The 21,485-nt window shown below is 44.1% G+C and carries 17 protein-coding genes, 2 tRNA genes and 2 rRNA genes; 13 read left to right on the forward strand and 8 right to left on the reverse strand.

Annotated features, from left to right (window positions below):
• The first annotated feature begins 17 nt into the window (after nt 1-17).
• The 3 genes from atpD to AC4MCD_RS00850 all read left to right on the forward strand — a co-directional run bounded on the left by atpD (nt 18) and on the right by AC4MCD_RS00850 (nt 2,307).
• On the forward strand, nt 18-1,412 hold the full coding sequence (gene atpD, locus AC4MCD_RS00840) for a F0F1 ATP synthase subunit beta (protein WP_004780710.1): 1,395 nt from the start codon (nt 18-20) through the stop codon (nt 1,410-1,412).
• A 26-nt stretch (nt 1,413-1,438) separates the two neighbouring features.
• Nucleotides 1,439-1,858: a F0F1 ATP synthase subunit epsilon gene (locus tag AC4MCD_RS00845; RefSeq protein ID WP_004780711.1), complete on the forward strand. Its 420-nt coding sequence runs from the start codon at nt 1,439-1,441 to the stop codon at nt 1,856-1,858.
• A gap of 146 nt (nt 1,859-2,004) precedes the next feature.
• Entirely contained in the window at nt 2,005-2,307 is a 303-nt protein-coding gene (locus AC4MCD_RS00850; protein WP_067762729.1) for a hypothetical protein, read from the forward strand.
• A gap of 13 nt (nt 2,308-2,320) precedes the next feature.
• On the opposite strand, the gene AC4MCD_RS00855 is transcribed toward AC4MCD_RS00850, so the two are convergent.
• Nucleotides 2,321-2,764 (reverse strand): AAA family ATPase, encoded by a 444-nt coding sequence (locus AC4MCD_RS00855; protein ID WP_067762728.1) that lies wholly within the window; start codon nt 2,762-2,764, stop codon nt 2,321-2,323.
• Nucleotides 2,765-2,870: 106 nt separating this feature from the next.
• Here AC4MCD_RS00855 and AC4MCD_RS00860 point away from each other — a divergent pair, with 106 nt between their 5' ends.
• Together AC4MCD_RS00860 and adhP are read left to right on the forward strand one after the other, a co-directional pair.
• Complete coding sequence (locus tag AC4MCD_RS00860) at nt 2,871-3,332, forward strand: hypothetical protein (RefSeq protein WP_491876404.1); 462 nt, start codon at nt 2,871-2,873, stop codon at nt 3,330-3,332.
• A gap of 317 nt (nt 3,333-3,649) precedes the next feature.
• A complete protein-coding gene (adhP, locus tag AC4MCD_RS00865) occupies nt 3,650-4,678 on the forward strand; it encodes an alcohol dehydrogenase AdhP (RefSeq protein WP_067762726.1) in 1,029 nt (342 codons plus the stop codon).
• A gap of 98 nt (nt 4,679-4,776) precedes the next feature.
• Here the strand turns inward: adhP and AC4MCD_RS00870 are convergent, their stop codons facing one another.
• The 4 genes from AC4MCD_RS00870 to AC4MCD_RS00885 form a co-directional block, all read right to left on the reverse strand.
• Nucleotides 4,777-5,382: a PM1805 family lipoprotein gene (locus AC4MCD_RS00870; RefSeq protein WP_438114208.1), complete on the reverse strand. Its 606-nt coding sequence runs from the start codon at nt 5,380-5,382 to the stop codon at nt 4,777-4,779.
• A 449-nt stretch (nt 5,383-5,831) separates the two neighbouring features.
• Nucleotides 5,832-6,209 (reverse strand): RcnB family protein, encoded by a 378-nt coding sequence (locus AC4MCD_RS00875; RefSeq protein WP_491876405.1) that lies wholly within the window; start codon nt 6,207-6,209, stop codon nt 5,832-5,834.
• Between the two features lie 208 nt (nt 6,210-6,417).
• Entirely contained in the window at nt 6,418-6,963 is a 546-nt protein-coding gene (locus AC4MCD_RS00880) for a glutathione peroxidase (protein WP_491876406.1), read from the reverse strand.
• A gap of 175 nt (nt 6,964-7,138) precedes the next feature.
• Nucleotides 7,139-7,684 (reverse strand): glutathione peroxidase, encoded by a 546-nt coding sequence (locus AC4MCD_RS00885; RefSeq protein ID WP_491876407.1) that lies wholly within the window; start codon nt 7,682-7,684, stop codon nt 7,139-7,141.
• Between the two features lie 191 nt (nt 7,685-7,875).
• Here AC4MCD_RS00885 and AC4MCD_RS00890 point away from each other — a divergent pair, with 191 nt between their 5' ends.
• On the forward strand, nt 7,876-8,775 hold the full coding sequence (locus AC4MCD_RS00890) for a DMT family transporter (protein ID WP_491876408.1): 900 nt from the start codon (nt 7,876-7,878) through the stop codon (nt 8,773-8,775).
• A gap of 436 nt (nt 8,776-9,211) precedes the next feature.
• On the opposite strand, the gene tsaC is transcribed toward AC4MCD_RS00890, so the two are convergent.
• The 3 genes from tsaC to AC4MCD_RS00905 are packed head-to-tail and all read right to left on the reverse strand — an operon-like array spanning nt 9,212 to nt 12,173.
• On the reverse strand, nt 9,212-9,781 hold the full coding sequence (gene tsaC / locus AC4MCD_RS00895; RefSeq protein WP_491876409.1) for an L-threonylcarbamoyladenylate synthase type 1 TsaC: 570 nt from the start codon (nt 9,779-9,781) through the stop codon (nt 9,212-9,214).
• Between the two features lie 40 nt (nt 9,782-9,821).
• On the reverse strand, nt 9,822-10,961 hold the full coding sequence (gene dprA / locus AC4MCD_RS00900) for a DNA-processing protein DprA (protein WP_491876410.1): 1,140 nt from the start codon (nt 10,959-10,961) through the stop codon (nt 9,822-9,824).
• Between the two features lie 57 nt (nt 10,962-11,018).
• Nucleotides 11,019-12,173, reverse strand: coding sequence for a LysM peptidoglycan-binding domain-containing protein (locus AC4MCD_RS00905; protein WP_104426934.1), 1,155 nt, complete (start codon nt 12,171-12,173; stop codon nt 11,019-11,021).
• Nucleotides 12,174-12,293: 120 nt separating this feature from the next.
• Here AC4MCD_RS00905 and def point away from each other — a divergent pair, with 120 nt between their 5' ends.
• The 7 genes from def to AC4MCD_RS00940 all read left to right on the forward strand — a co-directional run bounded on the left by def (nt 12,294) and on the right by AC4MCD_RS00940 (nt 21,309).
• Nucleotides 12,294-12,824, forward strand: coding sequence for a peptide deformylase (gene def, locus AC4MCD_RS00910; RefSeq protein ID WP_004780730.1), 531 nt, complete (start codon nt 12,294-12,296; stop codon nt 12,822-12,824).
• 93 nt (nt 12,825-12,917) lie between these two features.
• A complete protein-coding gene (locus AC4MCD_RS00915) occupies nt 12,918-13,331 on the forward strand; it encodes a DUF2946 family protein (protein WP_179992706.1) in 414 nt (137 codons plus the stop codon).
• Nucleotides 13,332-13,402: 71 nt separating this feature from the next.
• Nucleotides 13,403-15,442, forward strand: a complete 2,040-nt coding sequence (locus tag AC4MCD_RS00920; RefSeq protein ID WP_491876411.1) for a TonB-dependent copper receptor — start codon at nt 13,403-13,405, stop codon at nt 15,440-15,442.
• Between the two features lie 758 nt (nt 15,443-16,200).
• A 16S ribosomal RNA gene (locus AC4MCD_RS00925) occupies nt 16,201-17,738 on the forward strand.
• Nucleotides 17,739-17,799: 61 nt separating this feature from the next.
• Nucleotides 17,800-17,876 (forward strand) — tRNA-Ile (locus tag AC4MCD_RS00930).
• A gap of 66 nt (nt 17,877-17,942) precedes the next feature.
• Nucleotides 17,943-18,018, forward strand: a tRNA-Ala gene (locus AC4MCD_RS00935).
• Nucleotides 18,019-18,417: 399 nt separating this feature from the next.
• Nucleotides 18,418-21,309, forward strand: a 23S ribosomal RNA gene (locus AC4MCD_RS00940).
• Together the 16S and 23S rRNA genes with 2 tRNA genes alongside form the textbook arrangement of a ribosomal RNA operon.
• The last annotated feature ends 176 nt before the right edge of the window (nt 21,310-21,485 follow it).

A 21,485-nucleotide genomic window follows, 5' to 3' on the forward strand; every position in this document is an offset into this window, starting at 1 on the left:
GAATTGAGGAGACAGCAATGAGTAGCGGTCGTATCATTCAGATCATCGGCGCGGTTATCGACGTCGAGTTTGAACGTAACAGCGTTCCTAAGATCTATGACGCTCTCCAAGTTGACGGTACTGAAACTACATTAGAAGTTCAGCAACAACTTGGTGATGGCGTAGTTCGTACTATTGCAATGGGTTCTACTGAAGGCCTTAAGCGTGGTTTGAACGTAACTAACACTAACGCTCCGATCTCTGTACCAGTAGGTACAGCGACTCTTGGCCGTATCATGGACGTTCTTGGTCGCCCGATCGACGAAGCTGGTCCTGTTGCGACTGAAGAGCGTTTACCAATTCACCGTCAAGCGCCTTCTTATGCAGAACAAGCGGCTTCTACTGACCTTCTAGAAACTGGTATTAAAGTCATCGACTTACTATGCCCGTTCGCGAAAGGTGGTAAAGTTGGTCTGTTCGGTGGTGCCGGTGTTGGTAAAACTGTAAACATGATGGAGTTGATCAACAACATCGCGAAAGCGCACTCAGGTTTATCTGTGTTTGCTGGTGTTGGTGAACGTACTCGTGAAGGTAATGACTTCTATCACGAAATGAAAGACTCTAACGTTCTTGACAAAGTAGCAATGGTCTACGGTCAGATGAACGAGCCACCAGGTAACCGTTTACGCGTAGCGTTGACTGGTTTGACTATGGCTGAGTACTTCCGTGATCAAAAAGACGAAAACGGTAAAGGCCGTGACGTACTATTGTTCGTCGATAACATCTATCGTTATACACTAGCAGGTACTGAAGTATCAGCACTTCTAGGCCGTATGCCATCTGCAGTAGGTTACCAACCGACTCTTGCAGAAGAGATGGGTGTTCTTCAAGAACGAATTACATCGACTAAGTCTGGTTCTATTACGTCAATCCAAGCGGTATACGTACCTGCCGATGACTTAACAGATCCATCGCCTGCAACTACGTTCGCTCACTTGGACGCAACTGTTGTATTGAGCCGTGACATCGCTTCTCAAGGTATTTACCCTGCGATCGATCCACTTGACTCTACTTCACGTCAGCTAGATCCACTTGTAGTTGGTACTGAGCATTACGAAATCGCTCGTTCAGTTCAAAACGTTCTTCAACGTTATAAAGAATTGAAAGACATTATCGCAATTCTTGGTATGGACGAATTGTCAGAAGAAGACAAACTTACTGTATACCGTGCACGTAAGATCCAACGTTTCTTCTCTCAACCGTTCCACGTAGCTGAAGTGTTTACTGGTGCTCCTGGTAAACTTGTACCGCTTAAAGAAACGATTCGTGGCTTTAAAGGTCTTCTAGCTGGTGAATACGATCACATCCCAGAACAAGCGTTCTACATGGTTGGTGGTATTGACGAAGTGATTGCTAAAGCTGAGAAACTTTAATTAGTTCCCTAATTTAGGAGATTCTCATGGCGACTATGCAATGTGACGTTGTAAGTGTTCAAGAGTCTTTGTACTCAGGCACTGTAACTATGCTAATTGCTAAAGGTGCTGGCGGTGAGTTAGGTATTATGCCTGGTCATGCTCCGCTGGTAACTTTGCTCCAACCTGGCGCGATCCGCGTTATTTTGGAAAACGGTACAGAAGAATTAATCTATGTATCTGGTGGTGTTCTAGAAGTTCAACCGCATGTTGTTACGGTTCTTGCTGATACAGCAGTCCGTGCAGAAAACTTGGATGAAGCGGCAATTATTGAAGCGCGTAAACACGCTGAACAATTGCTGGCAAATCAAAAGAGCGATTTGGACTCTGCTGCTGCTTTGGCTGCTCTTGCAGAAACTGCTGCTCAGCTGGAAACGATCCGCAAAATCAAAAACCGTGCAATGTAATTGCTGGTTTGAGATTGAAGAAACCACCCGAAAGGGTGGTTTTTTTATGCCTAAGGTATTTGAAAAAACTGATCAATCTAAAGTTGCATGTATTTTATTCATGTTTTAATTTATTCTCATTCAATTCAACTGCCTAATACTGCCTTATGAATCTCATCGCTTTTGAACCTCACTTTTGGGAACTTTACCAAGACTTTGATCAATATTATTTAAGTATTGCAGTCGATATGAGTTCGGTGGTGTCTTGTTGGGATGTGGAATTGACGCATGAAGAAGTGCAGCAATATGAGCATCGTGGTCGTGTCAGTATTCAAGAACTGGCAAAAGAGATGGTGGCTGCAACCTATAGAGGTGATTTTAGTTCTTTGGAAAGTCGCTTGGTGAAACCGTATGAACGACAAGCCATGCAAGCTGCGTTTAAAACATGGCAACAGCAGCAAGCTGAATAACTGGTTTATGCGGTTATGGGTTCATCGGTAAGATTGAAAACTCGCCATTGGCAATAATTTTAAGCTTAAAAATTTCAGTAAAACCTTCTGCATAGCAGGGAATTTCTAATTTTTTATAGGTGGCTCGAATCCCAATTTCAGGAATATTGGCCTTACCTTCTCTATAACTATTACGCTCTAAAGTACTGGCCAAATCAGTGTCAAAATAATAAGCAATCACGTCAAAGCCAGCATCTCGCGCACGTTGAATATAACGTGCACGATCCATACGTGTCGGGTTGGTATTATCAATCACCATTTTGGTTTTAGACACTAAACCAGCTTCAAAAATTATATTTTCACGATGTCGAGTTTTCAGCATATCAAGATTAATACGCAAATGACTGTGGTATAAATTCAACATATAAAATGTGGATTTACCCGATGCTTGTACGCCGGTAAAAATAATCAGTTGCATAGTGGATGAAAAAATCTGTAGGCCTTATATTGCATATTAAAGCAGCTACAGGCTTTTGCTACAATTTCTGCACTACCAATAACAACAAAATAGGTCAGGACTTTTTATGTATACACTTCGATTATGTTTCTGCTTATTGCTGGCAATGCCGCTGCTTGCCTGCCAAAGCCAATATGTCACCACACCGAATGTCGCAACTGAAGCCGCATTGGTGGCAGAATCGGTGGATAATGGCATCAGTACAGAACTTGAAATTCCCTATTTATCCGCTTTTCGCAACCTAAGACAAGCCTATAACCATTGTGTGGCGTTCACCTCAGCAGAAGCTTATGTGTATACCGACAATCGGCTGGAAGAACATTTGGAGCAGGGCACGCTGATGGCGCGTACAGAAAATGGTACTTTTCTGCATAAAATGTTGGTGGAGGGAATGGGAGCTGACAAAACTCGAATTACCCTGTTCCTGCCAGCCAAATATCATTTTGCTCAAGCCCGTTTTAAGCAAGATGTGCAACGTGCACTCGGACAAGATAAAAACTGTAATACTTATGAATTTGCTCAATCTTAAAGTAAGAAAAAGAGGCAGTTGTTTATTTTCTGGTTGAGAGATTTCCCATGCTTAAAAACTCTCAATTTTTCAATGGATTTGGATATGGTCTATCAACAACATGCGGAAAATTTTAGATTAAAAATATTGTAAATTTACAGCATGACATTTTGTGAGGTGTAGTCGATAAACCGATCATCAGGCAGTGAATCACAAGAAGTAGCAAACCGAGAGAATTGCTTACAAATTCATCACGCTGACCTATTTATTCTTCCTCTATAGTAGAACAAGGTTGTTTAAAAAATAATCTCAACACTTATAAGATGGAGAGAATAAATATGGCAACAATGAAAGCAGCCGTAGTGACTGCATTTAATCAACCACTACAAATACAACAAGTCGAAATTCCTAAAGTCACGCCGGGCAAAGTCTTGGTCAAAATTATCGCGACAGGTGTCTGTCATACCGACTTACATGCCATGCATGGCGATTGGCCTGTTCAGCCAACCTTACCTTTTATCCCCGGGCATGAAGGGGTGGGTGAAGTAGTTGAAATTGGTGAAGGAATTGAACATTTAGAAGTTGGTGATATCGTCGGTATTCCTTGGTTATATTCAGCGTGTGGGCATTGTGATCATTGCTATGCGGGCTGGGAAACCTTATGTAAACAACAACAGAACTCAGGCTATTCGGTCAACGGCAGTTTTGCAGAATATTGCTTAGCCGATGGTGATTATGTCGGTGTGATTCCTGAGGGTGTCGATCTACTGGAAATCTCACCTATTCTATGTGCTGGTGTCACCGTTTATAAAGGACTGAAAATGACCGAGGCTAAAACTGGGGATTGGGTTGCCATTTCCGGTATTGGCGGTCTAGGTCATGTGGCGGTGCAATATGCGAAAACAATGGGTTTTAATGTCGTGGCGATTGATGTTGATGACTCAAAACTTGAGTTGGCCAAAAATCTCGGCGCCGATGTCGGCATTAATGCCTTAAAAACCGATGTGAAAGAGGCGGTATTGCAGGCAACGGGTGAAGGTTGTCATGGTGTCTTGGTGACTGCGGTTTCTCCGAAAGCCTTTGAACAAGCCGTGTCGATTATACGTCGCGGTGGTACGATGGTCTTAAATGGTTTGCCGCCCGGCACTTTTGACTTGTCGATCTTTAACATGGTGCTGGAGGGAATTACGGTACGTGGTTCAATTGTTGGGACACGTCTGGATTTAAAAGAAGCGCTAGATATTGCCGCGCGCGGTAAAGTCAAAGCACATATTCATGTTGAACCGCTTGAAAATATCAACGATATTTTTGATCGTATGGAAAAAGGTAAAATTGATGGCCGTATCGTGATTGATATGCGGCTTTAATGCAAAATCCCACAGCAACATAACATAGAGCAAAATCAAGACAGACCAGTTCAGTATGATCGAAAGGTCTGTCTTGCATGTTTAGAGCTAAGAGAAAATTAGCTTTCTGATGTTTTTTCTTGAGCTGAATGATCTGAAATGATCATGCTGGCAAGTTTCACCATCTCCAGTTGGATATTGCCCATTTGATTTTTAATTTTCTGAATATCCACTTGAGTTAAATCCATTTGGCCATTCAGGAAAGGCGATGCCAATGCCTGCTGGTTAGCACTTATCAGGTTACTACGTACCTGATCGACTTCCTGACTCTTTAGATTCAAGCCATTTAAAGTCTGGTTAAAGCTTTTTAACTGCTGCTGTAACTGTATTGCGGCGCTCTGTAATTGAGAGCTATCTTTGGCGTTAACTGCAGTTTCCAGTTCAGTCTGGGTTTGCTTTAGCTGTGCCACATAATCACCAGCTTTTAACTGTAAGTCGGCCACATCACGTACGATATAGAACATATTGCCGCTTTTCAGGTCTGCAGCAGAATGCTGTACTTCAGTATTTAGTACTTCTGTCTGTTCAGCCTCTACATTGTGCTGGTCCGGTTTTTCAGTATAGGAAGCAGGAGCAGCAACCTGATCACAGCCCAGCAAACTCAATGCACCGGTAAAAAGGGCAAAAGGTAATACGCTATTTTGGAGAATTTGCTTAAATTTCATCGGGGTGCTCATCGTTTGCTGCTTACAGACTTTAATATAGGGATGAAAGTTGTAGAAAATAGGGAGAGTTGCAAATGAATAACAAAAAAGCCTGAGGACAGATATTCAAATATAAAAAAAGCGCCAAAGCGCTCACTACTGTCCCACAATTTTAACTAGATTTGTATGAAGCAATAAAAATATCTCTAACTATATGAAATTTAATTAATATTTATAGTTGAATATTACACAGCCTCATATTTTGTTTAAAAGTTTAAATGACTTTGTGTAGGCAACACCCTACTTTGGAAAGACCCAAAGTAGGCAAAAGTCTTTTATTACCCATACACGACGTCCTGTCGTGATGGGTAATGTGTGGCATCCCTGCCACACGCGCGTAGCTTAAACTGCATCACTTCAACTATGGGACAGCAGCGCCGAAGCGCTTTTTTCACCGAGGAGGGCAGCGTTTAAGCTGCGATAATTTTCACGATTTTATGGTTCATTACATTGGTCAGGATATAGTCACCATTTACTTTGATCCATTGCTGGTTCTTGCCGGGTTTACTGAGTTTTTTGTATTTGCTGTGATCTACCTTGTACACTTTACTCTGGAATTGAGATGGTACTTTTTGACCTACGCGCCAATCGCGTGAAGGATCTACTTTTTTATACACCTGTTTATACTGTTGAGCGTGTGCAGGAGATTTATGCTGCGCATGCTGCTGAACATGTGTTTTTTGTGGCTGATGATGTTGCGAGTGATGCTCTGGAGCTGCAGCAAAAGCTGAAGTCGCCACAAGTGCACTAGATAATGAAAATACGACTGCTTTTACTAAGTTTTTCATGTTTTGAACCTATCGTTATCTCTCTTGGGATAACTGCATATTAGGCTCAACTCATTGATAAATATGGAATGAAGTGTTGTAGAAAAATAAAAATTAAGCGTAAATCTTGGAGATTTTAGAGCTACGTAAATATGGTTATAAGTATTTGATTTTAATATAAAGAATAAGTATCTATTATTGAAATAGATACTTACATTACTGTTACAAATTATTTAGCCAATTCTGCATTGATTACATCTTGCAAGCGAGCATCATCTGCCGGAATATTGGGTGCAAAACGCGCGACCACTTCACCTTGCTTGTTGACCAGGAATTTCTCAAAGTTCCACAGCACTTCTGGTAATTCATTTGGCGTATTGCCAAAACTTTTCAGGCGCTCTGCAAAATCTTCGCCCCCTGTACGTTGCGGCTGAGCTTGGGTCAGATAATGGTAAAGAGGATGCTGATCTTCACCCACGACAGAGATCTTGGAGAATAGCGGGAAATCCACATTGTAGTTCAGACTGCAGAACTGCTGGATTTCCTCGTCTGTACCCGGTTCCTGACCTTTAAAGTTATTCGCAGGAAAAGCCAGAATTTCCAGTCCTTCGGTTTTCTTCTCATTATAAAGTTTTTGCAGTCCTTCATATTGTGGGGTTAGACCACATTTTGATGCGACATTCACAATCAGCAGGACTTTGTCCTGATAATCGGACAAAGTCGTATTTTCTCCAGTGACGGTTTTTACCGGAATCTCATAAATGGACTGGCTCATATTATTTTACTCGAGTTGTTATGGAAATAGACTCTTGTTTTATCGGGTCTGGGCGGTTTCAGCAAACATAAATTTTAGATAAGTTTGTGAAAAAAATATGAAATTCAATGTTCATGCCTATGAGCCAGGTCGGCTAAACTGGTCATCAGTTGCAACCGACCTATTTAAAAAAGACTTATTTAGCAAGCTCGGCATTGATTGTATCCAGCAGGCGTGGATCATCTGCCGTGATATCCGGTGCAAAACGTGCAACGACTTCACCCTGTTTGTTCACCAGGAATTTTTCAAAGTTCCAGAGGACTTCAGGCGGTTCATTTGGAGTCAGGCCATAGTCGACCAGATCTTTCCACCATGGACCTTCACCGATACGTTCTGGCACCGCCTGAGTCAAAGTGGCATACAAAGGATGTTTAGCTTCACCCACGACCGGAATTTTGGCAAACAGCGGGAAATCCACCTGATAGTTCAGGGAACAGAATTCCTGAATTTCCTTTTCACTTCCAGGTTCCTGTTCCAGAAAATCATTGGAAGGGAAACCTAAGATTTCCAGTCCTTCGGCTTTTTTATCCTCATAGAGTTTTTGCAAGCCTTCGTATTGTGGAGTGAGGCCGCATTTTGATGCCACATTCACCAATAGCAAGGCTTTGCCTTGATACTGGTTCAGCGTCGTGTCCGTTCCTTGAATCGTTTTTACCGGAATGTCATACACAGAAGTGCTCATCAGATTTCCTTTTTATTAAATGAATGAGGGCTATTTGTTTTAACGGGTATTTAAATACAGTACAAGTCGGAATCAGTGAAATGCTTACTTGCCGGCTACAAATAGCATTAATTTTAGTTGAAAAATCAATTATGCTTAGGCACTTGCCAAGAGGGCATAGATTAACAATAGATAGAGACAGGGATGAAGTTATGACGCAGCAGCAAAAAACAATGTGGTGGGCCATGCTGCTTCCCTTGACTGCGGTCCTGATCTGGTCATTGAATATGACCGTTAACCGTTATGTGGCGGATTATATTTCTCCCTTAAGTATCAGTTTTTATCGCTGGGTTCTGGCTCTGCTGATTTTAACGCCGTTAATGTGGCCTAAGGTTCGCAAAGCCTGGCCAGAAATTCGACCACATCTGGGGCATCTGGCTGTCTTAAGTGCATTGGGCATGGTGTTGTATCAAGGGCTGGCTTATACCTCGGCACATTATACCAGTGCCACCAATATGGGCCTGATCAATGCCTTTATTCCGATTTTTACCATTATTGTCGGAATCTTTCTTTTACATGTTCGTCCCACCTTAATGGCAGTAATTGGCAGTATTTTGTCTTTTATTGGTCTGATGTATGTGATGGGGCAGGGGCAGTGGGCACATTTGCTTGATGCAGGGGACCATTATATTGGTGATCTGTTAATGCTGATTGCGGTATTTTTCTATGCTTGTTATGGCGTTTTGCTCAAAAAATGGCAGATCCAGATTCCGCTATTGGTTAGTCTGTATATGCAGATTTTTTTGGCCGTTCTCTATCACATTCCTTTAGTGCTGTACTCAGGCTTGGATGCCATCAATAGCAATAATGCGGCAAGTATTATTTATGCCGGAGTTTTTCCCTCTATTGCTGCCCCATTCTTATGGATGATGGCTGTACAACAACTTGGCCCAAACCGTAGCAGTATTTTTATGAATCTGATGCCGGTCTTTACGGCGTTAATCGCTTATTTATGGTTGTCTGAAGCCTGGACGATCTACCACAGCCTTGGTGGTGCCATTATTCTGGTAGGTATTTTATTGGCGCAATACCCTGCTAAACCCAAGGTTTAAGCTATTAAATACAGGGCTGAAGTTTTGTTTGTTTAATATTTGAACAAATGATTACATTATTTTTACAGTATTATTCCTGAAATTTAGTGATTATGGATATAAAAATAAATTATTAAAAATTAACTTCATTTTAAAACTGAAACAAAAATAGCAAGATATTTTGAATTTTGATTAAATTTTAAATATTTTTAATAGAAAAAATATATTAATACATTGTTTTATTGTATTTGCTGTTGTAACGGATTTCTCGCATAATGCCCGCATCGAGAATGATGAATCAGAAAAAACCTAGATTTATCAAACTCCCAGAGATTTACAGACCCTCTGGATGTGATAATACACATCCTTTTTTATGCTCAACCATCCCTATATGGTTGAGCTTTTTTTTGTCTTAAAACTTTAGTCGGCTTGAAAAGAAAAATGACTGAGCAAAGGCTCAGTCACGAATAATTTCACCTGTTACCGCATCAATAATCCGGCTTGGTTTCTGGCTCAGTCCCAGATCGCCATTCAGATAATTTAGATCCTGGTCAAAATAACGCATGGCATCTTGCAGGGAACGTGCAGGTTCTAGGCCGGCAGGATTGGCACTGGTTGAAACAATAAAACCGCCAAAGGCTTGGCACAAGGCTACACAAAGAGGATGAGTAGTCACGCGTACTGCCACTTTAGGGTGTTTGCCTTTAATCCAGCCTGGAATATCGTTATTGGTAGGGAGTAACCAGGTGGTTGCCCGGTCTGTAGGTCGATCATTACTCCAGGACGCAATTACTTTTTCACGCATTTCTTCACTTAGATCCTGAAGTAAATGTTCCACTTGTGAAATATGAGCTGCGAGTAAAATCACGCCTTTTTCAATCGGGCGCTGTTTTAAGGTTAAAATCTGGTGAAATGCCTGTTCATTGTAGGGGTCGCAACCTAAGCCCCAAACAGCCTCTGTAGGGTATGCCAAGACCTGTCCAGCTTTGAGACATTCAGCTGCTTCGGCAACAGAGGTGGTGATCATGTGTATACCTTATCAAAACAAGAAGTGTCTATTGTGAACCTTATTTATGTGGACGACAACGTAGATACATACCAGCTTGCTGGGTACAAAAGCCAAGTAGCTCCAGTTCCATCAATTGACTGGTCAGAGAAGACACATCCTGTTGCAGATGATGACTGAGATGATCCAGATCCTGTCCGACCCAGTCCAGCTGGTTATAAAGTCTGAGCAGATGAGGCGGTATGTGTGCAGGAAGTTCATCCGCCATGTCATGTTGTACTTCATTTTGTAAGGCTTGCCATTGAGTCGCCAGAGCCAGTTCTTCAATCACCTGTTGCGGGTGATCAATCAGAATCGCGCCTTCACGAATCAGCTGATGGCAACCTTTATGATATTCACTATAAATATGTCCCGGAATGGCAAATACAGTCTTGCCTTGTTCGGCAGCCAGTTTGGCCGTAATCAGAGAGCCGCTTTTTAAGGTTGCTTCAGCCACAATGACCCCGAGACTTAAGCCACTGACAATCCGGTTACGCCGTGGAAAGTGATGCTGCAACGGTGGAGTCTCTGGCAGAAACTCGGTAATGACCGCACCACCATGTGCAATGATTTCCTGGCGCAATTGTGCATGTTGAGAAGGGTAGGTTTGATCCAGCCCGGTTCCCATCACCGCAATGGTTCCCTGATGTTTTAATCCTGCCCGATGAGCAGCTTCATCTATGCCTTGTGCTAATCCACTATTAATATAGAAACCCTGTTCACTCAAATAAAAGGAGAAATCATAAGCTACTTGCCGGCCGTGAGGACTCGGCTTGCGACTTCCTACAACCGCAATTTGAGCCTGAAGCAATGTATCCGGCTGACCTTGACCAAAAATAATTGGTGGTTTGTCTACATAGTGGCTGAGTTGCTGCGGATAGTGCAGATCATGATAGAGCAGGATGAAATCACTATCTCGTTGAATTTTTTCCAGACAGCGCTGAAATTTCTGCTGTGATTCTGGAAGCGAGAAGTCTTTTAAGCGTTGGACATGATTGGCATGAATGCCAAGAGCCTGCCAGGTAGGCACCTGATCAGGCTGTATGGCTGTGGTCAGACTTGAATAATGCTGACTGATTTTATAGAAGCTCGAAAGAGAATGCTGAACCAGATACCATAACGTCAGTGTTTCCAGTTGCACGCATGATAACGAGTTCAGCATATCGAGACCTATATCTGTGTCTTCTTATTCTTTAAGTTGTAAAGTTAGATCAATCTATTATTCATCTAACAATGGCGCTTGAATATTGGCACCCACCTTGATTGGTAATTCACTTTCCAGCACATAAGCATAGCTCAGCTGGTCAAAAGTTTTAAAGACCATCACATTGCCAATGCGTTCACCTGGAAGCTGTACGCGTTCCTTGGTTTTCGGATCAGTCACGACTTCACCTTTCTGGTTTACGCTGAAGACATGACCAGTCTGAACCCCATGTGCTGTACCACGGTCAATCGTTACGACACTATGACGTGCTGCTGTACCAATTGAACCCAGTACACGCACAATCTGACCACCAGCAACCGTATTTTCTGCATTCACTGGATAGAACAGGGTAGGCAACATCGGATCGTATTCAGGTAATACACGGTCACCGCGACGCACTTCTGCATTATAGCTATCTGTCAATTCCAGCGTGGTGACATCACCTTCGCCACGTACTGCGATTCCGGAAGCAACCTGTTGCAACTCTAGAGCAGCTGTGTATTTCTTGCCATTGGCATCAGTAAATACATAAGGGTCTGCTTCACGATACACCGCATAACGCTGACCAACCACCAGACCATTGCCGCGTGCATAGACCTTCTGGCCTTTACCGGCCAGTACGCGCTGGTCTGCAGTGCCGAGAATGTAAGGCGTACCCTGAACTGAATCAGCTGCCACTATGGTATAGCGTTCCAACCATTGCTGGATATGCGCTAATGGAATCACTGGAATCGTATTATTTAAAGATTCAACGCGAACCTGTGGTTGTAATGAAGTACTACCGATATAACGACTGATGATGCCTTCACAACCATCACCTTCATCTTTACCGATAATTGGACGGCCTTGATAGTCACACATCAACAGGCGGTCACCCGGGAAAATCCAATGTGGATTTTTCACGTGCTTGTTACTGGCCCAGATTTCCGGCCAACGCACCGGATTTTTTAAGAAACGTTTTGAAATATCCCACAATGTATCGCCTTTTTTGACCACATAGACATTGGGCGCACTGGCTTTTAAAGCAGGTGGATTGACGTTACGGGCAGGAGCTGCCTCGGCTGAATACATTGTCCCCATACTCACTCCGACACAAACTGCCAGTGCGAGCATTTGATTTTTTAACCCCAAGGCACTAAAAAATGGCATGCCCTTCAAAACCTTTTTCATTATCATAATTCCTAAAATTATGTGCGTAGTTGCGTTATAATAACGATCTTACACACATTTTTTTGATGAAGCATTCCCTTCATTTGGTTTTTTGATCAATGGCATAATTGAGGACGCAGTATGGCCTTATTACCTATTTTAAGTTTCCCGGATCCCCGTCTTCGTACCATTGCACAACCAGTCGAAGAAGTTACTGATGAAATTCGTCAGCTCGCTGCAGATATGTTTGAAACCATGTATGAAGCGCCAGGCATCGGACTCGCCGCGACCCAAGTCGATCGTCATATTCAGCTGATTGTGATGGACCTGTCTGAAAACAAAGATCAACCCATGGTGTTCATTAACCCCAAAATCACACCATTGACTGAAGAAACACAGCCTTATGAAGAGGGCTGTCTATCAGTTCCTCAAATATACGATAAAGTTGAGCGTCCGTCACGCGTAAAAATCGAGGCAATTGGTCTGGATGGTCAACCCTTCGAACAAGAGGCTGATGGACTTCTCGCTGTGTGCATCCAACATGAAATGGATCACTTAAATGGTAAACTTTTTGTAGATTATCTGTCGCCATTGAAACGTCAGCGTGCCCGTGAAAAAGTAGAAAAACTGGTTCGCCAGCGCAATAAAGAAAAAGTTGCAGTTAAACGCTAGGATTATTTTCCCAAGCAATTTTTTATGATTCAACAAGCCCAATTTTGATTGGGCTTTGTTATACTCAGCCTAGACAAATTCAAGGGTTTGCCTATGGTTCTGCGGGGAGGTCTGCTACTTTCCTTTGTAGCGGTATTTCTACAAATTGCTGTGTTCTTACAGCCTTTGCTGCCGAAGCAATATCAGGTTGCTCCGGTCTGTGAAACCATCACGCGCGCCCTTTTAGTTTCTTCTCATGTTCATTCTGAACATTCTGCCCATCATCACCTTGATCAGCATCCTATTTCCTCAGACTCCATGGCGCATGAACACGATGCCAGTCATCAGTGTCAGTACTGTACTGTCTATGGCAACCTGGTTTTGCCGCCTGAGCTTGAGGTGAAAGAAGTCCTGGACCGGATTCAGGTCAGACTCCTGGCTTTTGAACAAGCCTTTAAGCATGTCTGGTTTATCCTTCAACGACTCTTTCTGATCCCGCAAGGACGGGCACCGCCACTGTTTGCATAAATCCACGTTGTTTTGCCTGGGTCTTGAATGACTCGGGCCGTGTTTAATTTATATATTCAGTGAGATAGAAAATGGCTCAGCCTAAATTCTCGTTACAGCCCCTTGTGGCTGCGATGTGTATTGCCTGTTATTCATCAGTGGTTATGGCCAATGAAAGCATGCCTGTACAAACCATGGCACCGATTGTGGTGACTTCAACTGCCGGTAATGATGCTAATGGTCTGATTGTCCGTGCTGATCCGAAACAGCCGATTCAGCCAGTGCCGGCAACCGATGGTGCAGATTATCTGCAAAGTATTGTTGGTTTTAGTGCTGTGAATAGTGGCGCAGGTGCCAATGGTGATGTGACTTTCCGTGGTATGTTCGGTTCGCGTATTAAAATTCTGACTGATGGCACAGAAAACTTGGGTGCTTGTCCAAGTCGAATGGATTCACCAACCTCATATATTTCCCCGGAAAGCTATGATCGTATTTCAGTAATTAAAGGTCCACAAATGGTTCAGTATGCCAATACCGGTTCGGCCGCAACGGTGATTTTTGAGCGTAGCCCGGAACAGTTTGATCAGGATAAAAAATACCGTGGTCAGGCCAGTGTACTGATGGGATCTTTTGGTCGTCTGGACCAGAACATTGAAGCTGCTGCTGGTGATGAAAAGAAATATATCCGCCTGAACACCAATCGTTCGGTATCAAACAGTTATCAGGATGGTGATGGTCAAACTGTACCTTCAGATTGGGAACGATGGAATGCAGATCTGGCACTGGGCTGGACGCCGGATGAAGACACTTGGGTAGAACTGACCGGTGGTAAAGCTGATGGTGAGGCGGTTTATGCTGGCCGGATGATGGATGGTTCCAAGTTTGCCCGTGAAAGCCTAGGTTTGCGTGTCGAAAAGAAAAATGTCACCGATGTTATTAAGAAAATCGAAGCGCAAGTGAATTATAACTATAACGACCATGTGATGGACAATTATAGCCTTCGTGATTTTAAACCAACCATGATGATGCCAAAGGAAACAGCAACGAATGTTACGCGTAAAACCTTAAATGCACGTATGGCTGTTACCCAGGAATGGGATAAATTTGAACTGATCACGGGTGTAGATACGCAGAATAACGAGCATACAATTCGGAAGACAGATACTGATCGTAATATTCCTTATCAAAATCTGCCACGCAGCAAAGATATGGAATTCCAGTCAATTGGTGGTTTTGGTGAATTGAGTTATCAAGTCGGTGACAACAATAAACTGGTGTCGGGCTTGCGTTTGGATCAGGTTAAAGTTGACGCTGTTCAGTCAAATCAGGAACGTAAAGAAACATTGCCAAGTGCGTTTTTCCGTTTTGAGAATCATCACCCAGAATATGACGATGGCAAAACCTATATTGGTTTAGGCTATGTAGAACGTATGCCGGATTATTGGGAATTGTTCAGCCCAAAATCAGGTAATGGGCAGTTAAATACCTTTAAAAATATTGATACCGAAAAGACATTACAGCTTGATCTTGGTTATCAGCATGCACATGGAAAATTCAACTCCTGGGCATCCGCTTATGCTGGGCTCATTCAGGATTACATCCTCACCACTTATTTGCCAACAGGTGATATGGGAATGCTAGAGGCACATACCCGTAATGTGGATGCAACCATTGCAGGTGCAGAAGCCGGTATTGGTTATCAGTTTACTGATGCAATTCAGGCAGACGTCAGTGCCATGTATGCCTGGGGTGAAAACACCACAGATAATACGCCGTTGCCACAAATTTCGCCTTTGGAAGCGCGAGTGAATCTACGTTATATCCAGGATAATTACACTTTAGGTGCTTACTGGCGTCTGGTCGATAGTCAAAACCGCATTAGCGAACGTGAAGGCAATATCGTAGGGTATGACCATAATAAGAAGAGTGCAGGTTTTGGTACACTGTCTTTAAACGGGACTTATCATGTGAATGAAGGCGTGGATTTATCTATAGGTGTCGATAATGTCTTTGACCGTACTTATACTGAACACTTAAATAAAATGGGCAATGCTGGAGTTGGATTAGCAGCGACAGAACAATTTAACAATATCGGACGAAATTACTGGGCGCGTGTCAGTATGAAATTCTAATTGTTGCTCAGTACTCCAAAAGCCATTGCTAAATAGCAGTGGCTTTTTAATTTTTAGCGTTGTAATCAATTTTTCCATATTTAAATCGGGTCTATGTATCTTGGAAGAAGACCAGATAAAATAAGTTTTGTATATAAACGCCAGGTTGCTGAAGAATCAAACAAGAATAGAATGTGAATTGAACGATACAAGTCATGTGATAAAAATTCTTATAATTTAAATTCAAATAAAACAATATCTTATTGTGTTTATGGATGGGTTTTGTTGGTTGTACTCAATAAAATTCAAAAATAATGAAAATAAATTAACTATATATAACAGTATCTTATGTTTTTATTGGTTTGAAAAATAAACACACGATAAAAAATCTTTGCAAGAAGTGTTGCAAGGGATCTGAAATGCTGTAGAATGCACATCCATCGGCGGTGATGAAGATTAAAACTTCTGATAAAACAGTAACTTAGCATGAAATGGTTGAGTTGAGTTTTAGAAAGAAAGTTTAAAAATAATTTTCATTACTGGTTGACTTTCTAGAGATAGAGAGTAATATAGCCGACCTAGCTTGCTACTGACGAAGTAGTAAGAAGATCATTAAGAGATTATGAAGAACAACTTGTGTGGATTTTTACTGGTTGATTGATCGAAATTATTTTCATTGATTGAATGGTAGAAATTACTCGAAGTTTATTTGAGAAATATTTGTCAGAAAATTGATGAGCCAAGTTTAAGAGTTTTACTTATAAAACTCGAAATGATTTTAACTGAAGAGTTTGATCATGGCTCAGATTGAACGCTGGCGGCAGGCTTAACACATGCAAGTCGAGCGGGGATAGGGTGCTTGCACCTGATTCCTAGCGGCGGACGGGTGAGTAATGCTTAGGAATCTGCCTATTAGTGGGGGACAACGTTCCGAAAGGGACGCTAATACCGCATACGTCCTACGGGAGAAAGCAGGGGATCTTCGGACCTTGCGCTAATAGATGAGCCTAAGTCGGATTAGCTAGTTGGTGGGGTAAAGGCCTACCAAGGCGACGATCTGTAGCGGGTCTGAGAGGATGATCCGCCACACTGGGACTGAGACACGGCCCAGACTCCTACGGGAGGCAGCAGTGGGGAATATTGGACAATGGGGGCAACCCTGATCCAGCCATGCCGCGTGTGTGAAGAAGGCCTTTTGGTTGTAAAGCACTTTAAGCGAGGAGGAGGCTTACCTGGTTAATACCTGGGATAAGTGGACGTTACTCGCAGAATAAGCACCGGCTAACTCTGTGCCAGCAGCCGCGGTAATACAGAGGGTGCAAGCGTTAATCGGATTTACTGGGCGTAAAGCGCGCGTAGGTGGCTAATTAAGTCAAATGTGAAATCCCCGAGCTTAACTTGGGAATTGCATTCGATACTGGTTAGCTAGAGTATGGGAGAGGATGGTAGAATTCCAGGTGTAGCGGTGAAATGCGTAGAGATCTGGAGGAATACCGATGGCGAAGGCAGCCATCTGGCCTAATACTGACACTGAGGTGCGAAAGCATGGGGAGCAAACAGGATTAGATACCCTGGTAGTCCATGCCGTAAACGATGTCTACTAGCCGTTGGGGCCCTTGAGGCTTTAGTGGCGCAGCTAACGCGATAAGTAGACCGCCTGGGGAGTACGGTCGCAAGACTAAAACTCAAATGAATTGACGGGGGCCCGCACAAGCGGTGGAGCATGTGGTTTAATTCGATGCAACGCGAAGAACCTTACCTGGCCTTGACATACAGAGAACTTTCCAGAGATGGATTGGTGCCTTCGGGAACTCTGATACAGGTGCTGCATGGCTGTCGTCAGCTCGTGTCGTGAGATGTTGGGTTAAGTCCCGCAACGAGCGCAACCCTTTTCCTTATTTGCCAGCACTTCGGGTGGGAACTTTAAGGATACTGCCAGTGACAAACTGGAGGAAGGCGGGGACGACGTCAAGTCATCATGGCCCTTACGGCCAGGGCTACACACGTGCTACAATGGTCGGTACAAAGGGTTGCTACTGCGCGAGCAGATGCTAATCTCAAAAAGCCGATCGTAGTCCGGATCGCAGTCTGCAACTCGACTGCGTGAAGTCGGAATCGCTAGTAATCGCGGATCAGAATGCCGCGGTGAATACGTTCCCGGGCCTTGTACACACCGCCCGTCACACCATGGGAGTTTGTTGCACCAGAAGTAGGTAGTCTAACCTTAGGGAGGACGCTTACCACGGTGTGGCCGATGACTGGGGTGAAGTCGTAACAAGGTAGCCGTAGGGGAACCTGCGGCTGGATCACCTCCTTAACGAAAGATTGACGATTGGTAAGAATCCACAACAAGTTGTTCTTCATGACGATGTATCTGAGGGTCTGTAGCTCAGTTGGTTAGAGCACACGCTTGATAAGCGTGGGGTCACAAGTTCAAGTCTTGTCAGACCCACCACTACTGACGAAGCGTTAATTGCAGAGCGAACAGAAACGGAACGATACATTGACTTATTGATAAGCTGGGGACTTAGCTTAGTTGGTAGAGCGCCTGCTTTGCACGCAGGAGGTCAGGAGTTCGACTCTCCTAGTCTCCACCACGTATTCGTTCGAATACGTAATAAGCAAACGGTTTGATAGCTTATAGAGCTTAGTAAGAAAGCGGCGTATAATGCGCGGCATTGTTATTAACCTCTGTGATTTATCACAGTTTCTCGATCTGACGAAGACGAGAAAAATCATTAACAGAATATATTTGAGTTGAAATAATTTGTTCATACTCATACAAGAGCGGAAACGACACGACTTCGGTTGTGAAGTTGAAGTGATTGAATGAGAACTAGCGAAATTAACTGAATCAAGCGTTTTGGTATATGAATCTAATTGAAGCTGTACAGTAGTTAAATCTACGAGATGCCAACTGTATGAGAGTGATGAGTAATCATCACAATCTGTTGCTCATCCTACTTGTAGGGATGAACGACTGTTTGGGGTTGTATAGTCAAGTAATTAAGTGCATGTGGTGGATGCCTTGGCAGTCAGAGGCGAAGAAAGACGTGATAGCCTGCGAAAAGCTCCGGGGAGGCGGCAAATATCCTGTGATCCGGAGATGTCTGAATGGGGAAACCCACCGGCTATAAGGTCGGTATCATAAACTGAATACATAGGTTTATGAGGCGAACGCGGAGAAGTGAAACATCTCAGTATCCGTAGGAAAAGAAATCAATTGAGATTCCCTCAGTAGCGGCGAGCGAAAGGGGAACAGCCCATTAAGTCATATCAGTTTTAGTGGAATGCTCTGGGAAGTGCAACCATAGTGGGTGATAGTCCTGTACACGAAAGGGCTGATATGATGATGTCGAGTAGGGCGAGGCACGTGAAACCTTGTCTGAATATAGGGGGACCATCCTCTAAGGCTAAATACTCCTGACTGACCGATAGTGAACCAGTACCGTGAGGGAAAGGCGAAAAGAACCCCTGTGAGGGGAGTGAAATAGATCCTGAAACCGCATGCATACAAGCAGTGGGAGCCACTTTGTGTGGTGACTGCGTACCTTTTGTATAATGGGTCAGCGACTTATATTCAGTAGCGAGGTTAACCGAATAGGGGAGCCGTAGAGAAATCGAGTCTTAATAGGGCGTTTAGTTGCTGGGTATAGACCCGAAACCGGGTGATCTATCCATGAGCAGGTTGAAGGTTGGGTAACACTAACTGGAGGACCGAACCCACTGTCGTTGAAAAGCCAGGGGATGACTTGTGGATAGGGGTGAAAGGCTAATCAAACTCGGTGATAGCTGGTTCTCCCCGAAAGCTATTTAGGTAGCGCCTCGGACGAATACCATTGGGGGTAGAGCACTGTTTCGGCTAGGGGGTCATCCCGACTTACCAAACCGATGCAAACTCCGAATACCAATGAGTACTATCCGGGAGACAGACTGCGGGTGCTAACGTCCGTAGTCAAGAGGAAAACAATCCAGACCGCCAGCTAAGGTCCCTAAATCATAGTTAAGTGGGAAACGATGTGGGAAGGCATAGACAGCTAGGAGGTTGGCTTAGAAGCAGCCACCCTTTAAAGAAAGCGTAATAGCTCACTAGTCGAGTCGGCCTGCGCGGAAGATGTAACGGGGCTAAAACTATGTACCGAAGCTGCGGATTTGCAATTTATTGCAAGTGGTAGGGGAGCGTTCTGTAAGCCGATGAAGGTGTGTTGAGAAGCATGCTGGAGGTATCAGAAGTGCGAATGCTGACGTGAGTAACGACAAAACGGGTGAAAAACCCGTTCGCTGAAAGACCAAGGGTTCCAGTCCAACGTTAATCGGGGCTGGGTGAGTCGACCCCTAAGGCGAGGCCGAGAGGCGTAGTCGATGGGAAATTGGTTAATATTCCAATACTTCAGTGTAATGCGATGAGAGGACGGAGAAGGTTAAGTCAGCCTGGCGTTGGTTGTCCAGGTGGAAGGAAGTAGGCATGCATCTTAGGCAAATCCGGGGTGCTCTATGCTGAGATCTGATAGCAAGCCAGTTTACTGGTGAAGTGGCTGATACCATACTTCCAGGAAAAGTCTCTAAGCTTCAGTTACACTGGAATCGTACCCGAAACCGACACAGGTGGTCAGGTCGAGTAGACCAAAGCGCTTGAGAGAACTCTGCTGAAGGAACTAGGCAAAATGGTACCGTAACTTCGGGAGAAGGTACGCTGTTGATGGTGATGGGACTTGCTCCTTGAGCTGTTGACAGCCTCAGAAACCAGGCCGCTGCAACTGTTTATTAAAAACATAGCACTCTGCAAACACGAAAGTGGACGTATAGGGTGTGATGCCTGCCCGGTGCTGGAAGGTTAATTGATGTGGTTAGCGCAAGCGAAGCTATTGATCGAAGCCCCAGTAAACGGCGGCCGTAACTATAACGGTCCTAAGGTAGCGAAATTCCTTGTCGGGTAAGTTCCGACCTGCACGAATGGCATAATGATGGCGGCGCTGTCTCCAGCAGAGGCTCAGTGAAATCGAATTCGCCGTGAAGATGCGGTGTACCCGCGGCTAGACGGAAAGACCCCGTGAACCTTTACTGCAGCTTGACATTGAACTTTGATCTTACTTGTGTAGGATAGGTGGGAGGCTTTGAAGTGGTGACGCTAGTTGCCATGGAGCCGTCCTTGAAATACCACCCTGGTAATATTGAGGTTCTAACTCTGCTCCCTGATCGGGAGCGAGGACCATGTCTGGTGGGTAGTTTGACTGGGGCGGTCTCCTCCTAAAGAGTAACGGAGGAGTACGAAGGTGCGCTCAGCGTGGTCGGAAATCACGCGTAGAGTATAAAGGCAAAAGCGCGCTTAACTGCGAGACCCACAAGTCGAGCAGGTACGAAAGTAGGTCTTAGTGATCCGGTGGTTCTGTATGGAAGGGCCATCGCTCAACGGATAAAAGGTACTCTGGGGATAACAGGCTGATACCGCCCAAGAGTTCATATCGACGGCGGTGTTTGGCACCTCGATGTCGGCTCATCTCATCCTGGGGCTGAAGCAGGTCCCAAGGGTATGGCTGTTCGCCATTTAAAGAGGTACGCGAGCTGGGTTTAGAACGTCGTGAGACAGTTCGGTCCCTATCTACCGTGGGCGCTGGAAATTTGAGAGGATCTGCTCCTAGTACGAGAGGACCAGAGTGGACGAACCTCTGGTGTACCGGTTGTGACGCCAGTCGCATCGCCGGGTAGCTATGTTCGGAAGGGATAACCGCTGAAAGCATCTAAGCGGGAAGCCTACCTCAAGATAAGATTTCCCCGAGACTTTATGTCTCCTAAAGAGCCGTTGAAGACTACGACGTTGATAGGTTGGATGTGGAAGTGCAGTGATGCATGAAGCTGACCAATACTAATTGCTCGTGAGGCTTGACTATACAACACCCAAGCAGTTGTATATAAAGCATCAATTGATTTCATATTGATCTAACGATCAGACGAAACCTTGATTTGGTTAAGCTAATCGAACAAACTACAGCAACTCAGATACATCTGTTAATGCATTCTATTTGAAGAAAGCTAGGCAAACGAAGCGCAAGCAACGTAGATAAGA

Source organism: Acinetobacter sp. CAU_H_78 (assembly GCF_058599365.1).

Excerpts from the sequence above, each read along its gene's own strand:
- AC4MCD_RS00860 (WP_491876404.1), top strand. The coding sequence starts at position 2,871 with ATGTATACACTTCGATTATGTTTCTGCTTATTGCTGGCAATGCCGCTG.
- atpD (WP_004780710.1), top strand. The coding sequence starts at position 18 with ATGAGTAGCGGTCGTATCATTCAGATCATCGGCGCGGTTATCGACGTC.
- AC4MCD_RS00880 (WP_491876406.1), bottom strand. The coding sequence starts at position 6,963 with ATGAGCCAGTCCATTTATGAGATTCCGGTAAAAACCGTCACTGGAGAA.
- adhP (WP_067762726.1), top strand. The coding sequence starts at position 3,650 with ATGGCAACAATGAAAGCAGCCGTAGTGACTGCATTTAATCAACCACTA.
- AC4MCD_RS00890 (WP_491876408.1), top strand. The coding sequence starts at position 7,876 with ATGACGCAGCAGCAAAAAACAATGTGGTGGGCCATGCTGCTTCCCTTG.
- AC4MCD_RS00905 (WP_104426934.1), bottom strand. The coding sequence starts at position 12,173 with ATGAAAAAGGTTTTGAAGGGCATGCCATTTTTTAGTGCCTTGGGGTTA.
- AC4MCD_RS00845 (WP_004780711.1), top strand. The coding sequence starts at position 1,439 with ATGGCGACTATGCAATGTGACGTTGTAAGTGTTCAAGAGTCTTTGTAC.
- AC4MCD_RS00875 (WP_491876405.1), bottom strand. The coding sequence starts at position 6,209 with ATGAAAAACTTAGTAAAAGCAGTCGTATTTTCATTATCTAGTGCACTT.
- AC4MCD_RS00855 (WP_067762728.1), bottom strand. The coding sequence starts at position 2,764 with ATGCAACTGATTATTTTTACCGGCGTACAAGCATCGGGTAAATCCACA.
- AC4MCD_RS00920 (WP_491876411.1), top strand. The coding sequence starts at position 13,403 with ATGGCTCAGCCTAAATTCTCGTTACAGCCCCTTGTGGCTGCGATGTGT.
- tsaC (WP_491876409.1), bottom strand. The coding sequence starts at position 9,781 with ATGATCACCACCTCTGTTGCCGAAGCAGCTGAATGTCTCAAAGCTGGA.
- AC4MCD_RS00870 (WP_438114208.1), bottom strand. The coding sequence starts at position 5,382 with ATGAAATTTAAGCAAATTCTCCAAAATAGCGTATTACCTTTTGCCCTT.
- AC4MCD_RS00850 (WP_067762729.1), top strand. The coding sequence starts at position 2,005 with ATGAATCTCATCGCTTTTGAACCTCACTTTTGGGAACTTTACCAAGAC.
- AC4MCD_RS00885 (WP_491876407.1), bottom strand. The coding sequence starts at position 7,684 with ATGAGCACTTCTGTGTATGACATTCCGGTAAAAACGATTCAAGGAACG.
- dprA (WP_491876410.1), bottom strand. The coding sequence starts at position 10,961 with ATGCTGAACTCGTTATCATGCGTGCAACTGGAAACACTGACGTTATGG.
- def (WP_004780730.1), top strand. The coding sequence starts at position 12,294 with ATGGCCTTATTACCTATTTTAAGTTTCCCGGATCCCCGTCTTCGTACC.
- AC4MCD_RS00915 (WP_179992706.1), top strand. The coding sequence starts at position 12,918 with ATGGTTCTGCGGGGAGGTCTGCTACTTTCCTTTGTAGCGGTATTTCTA.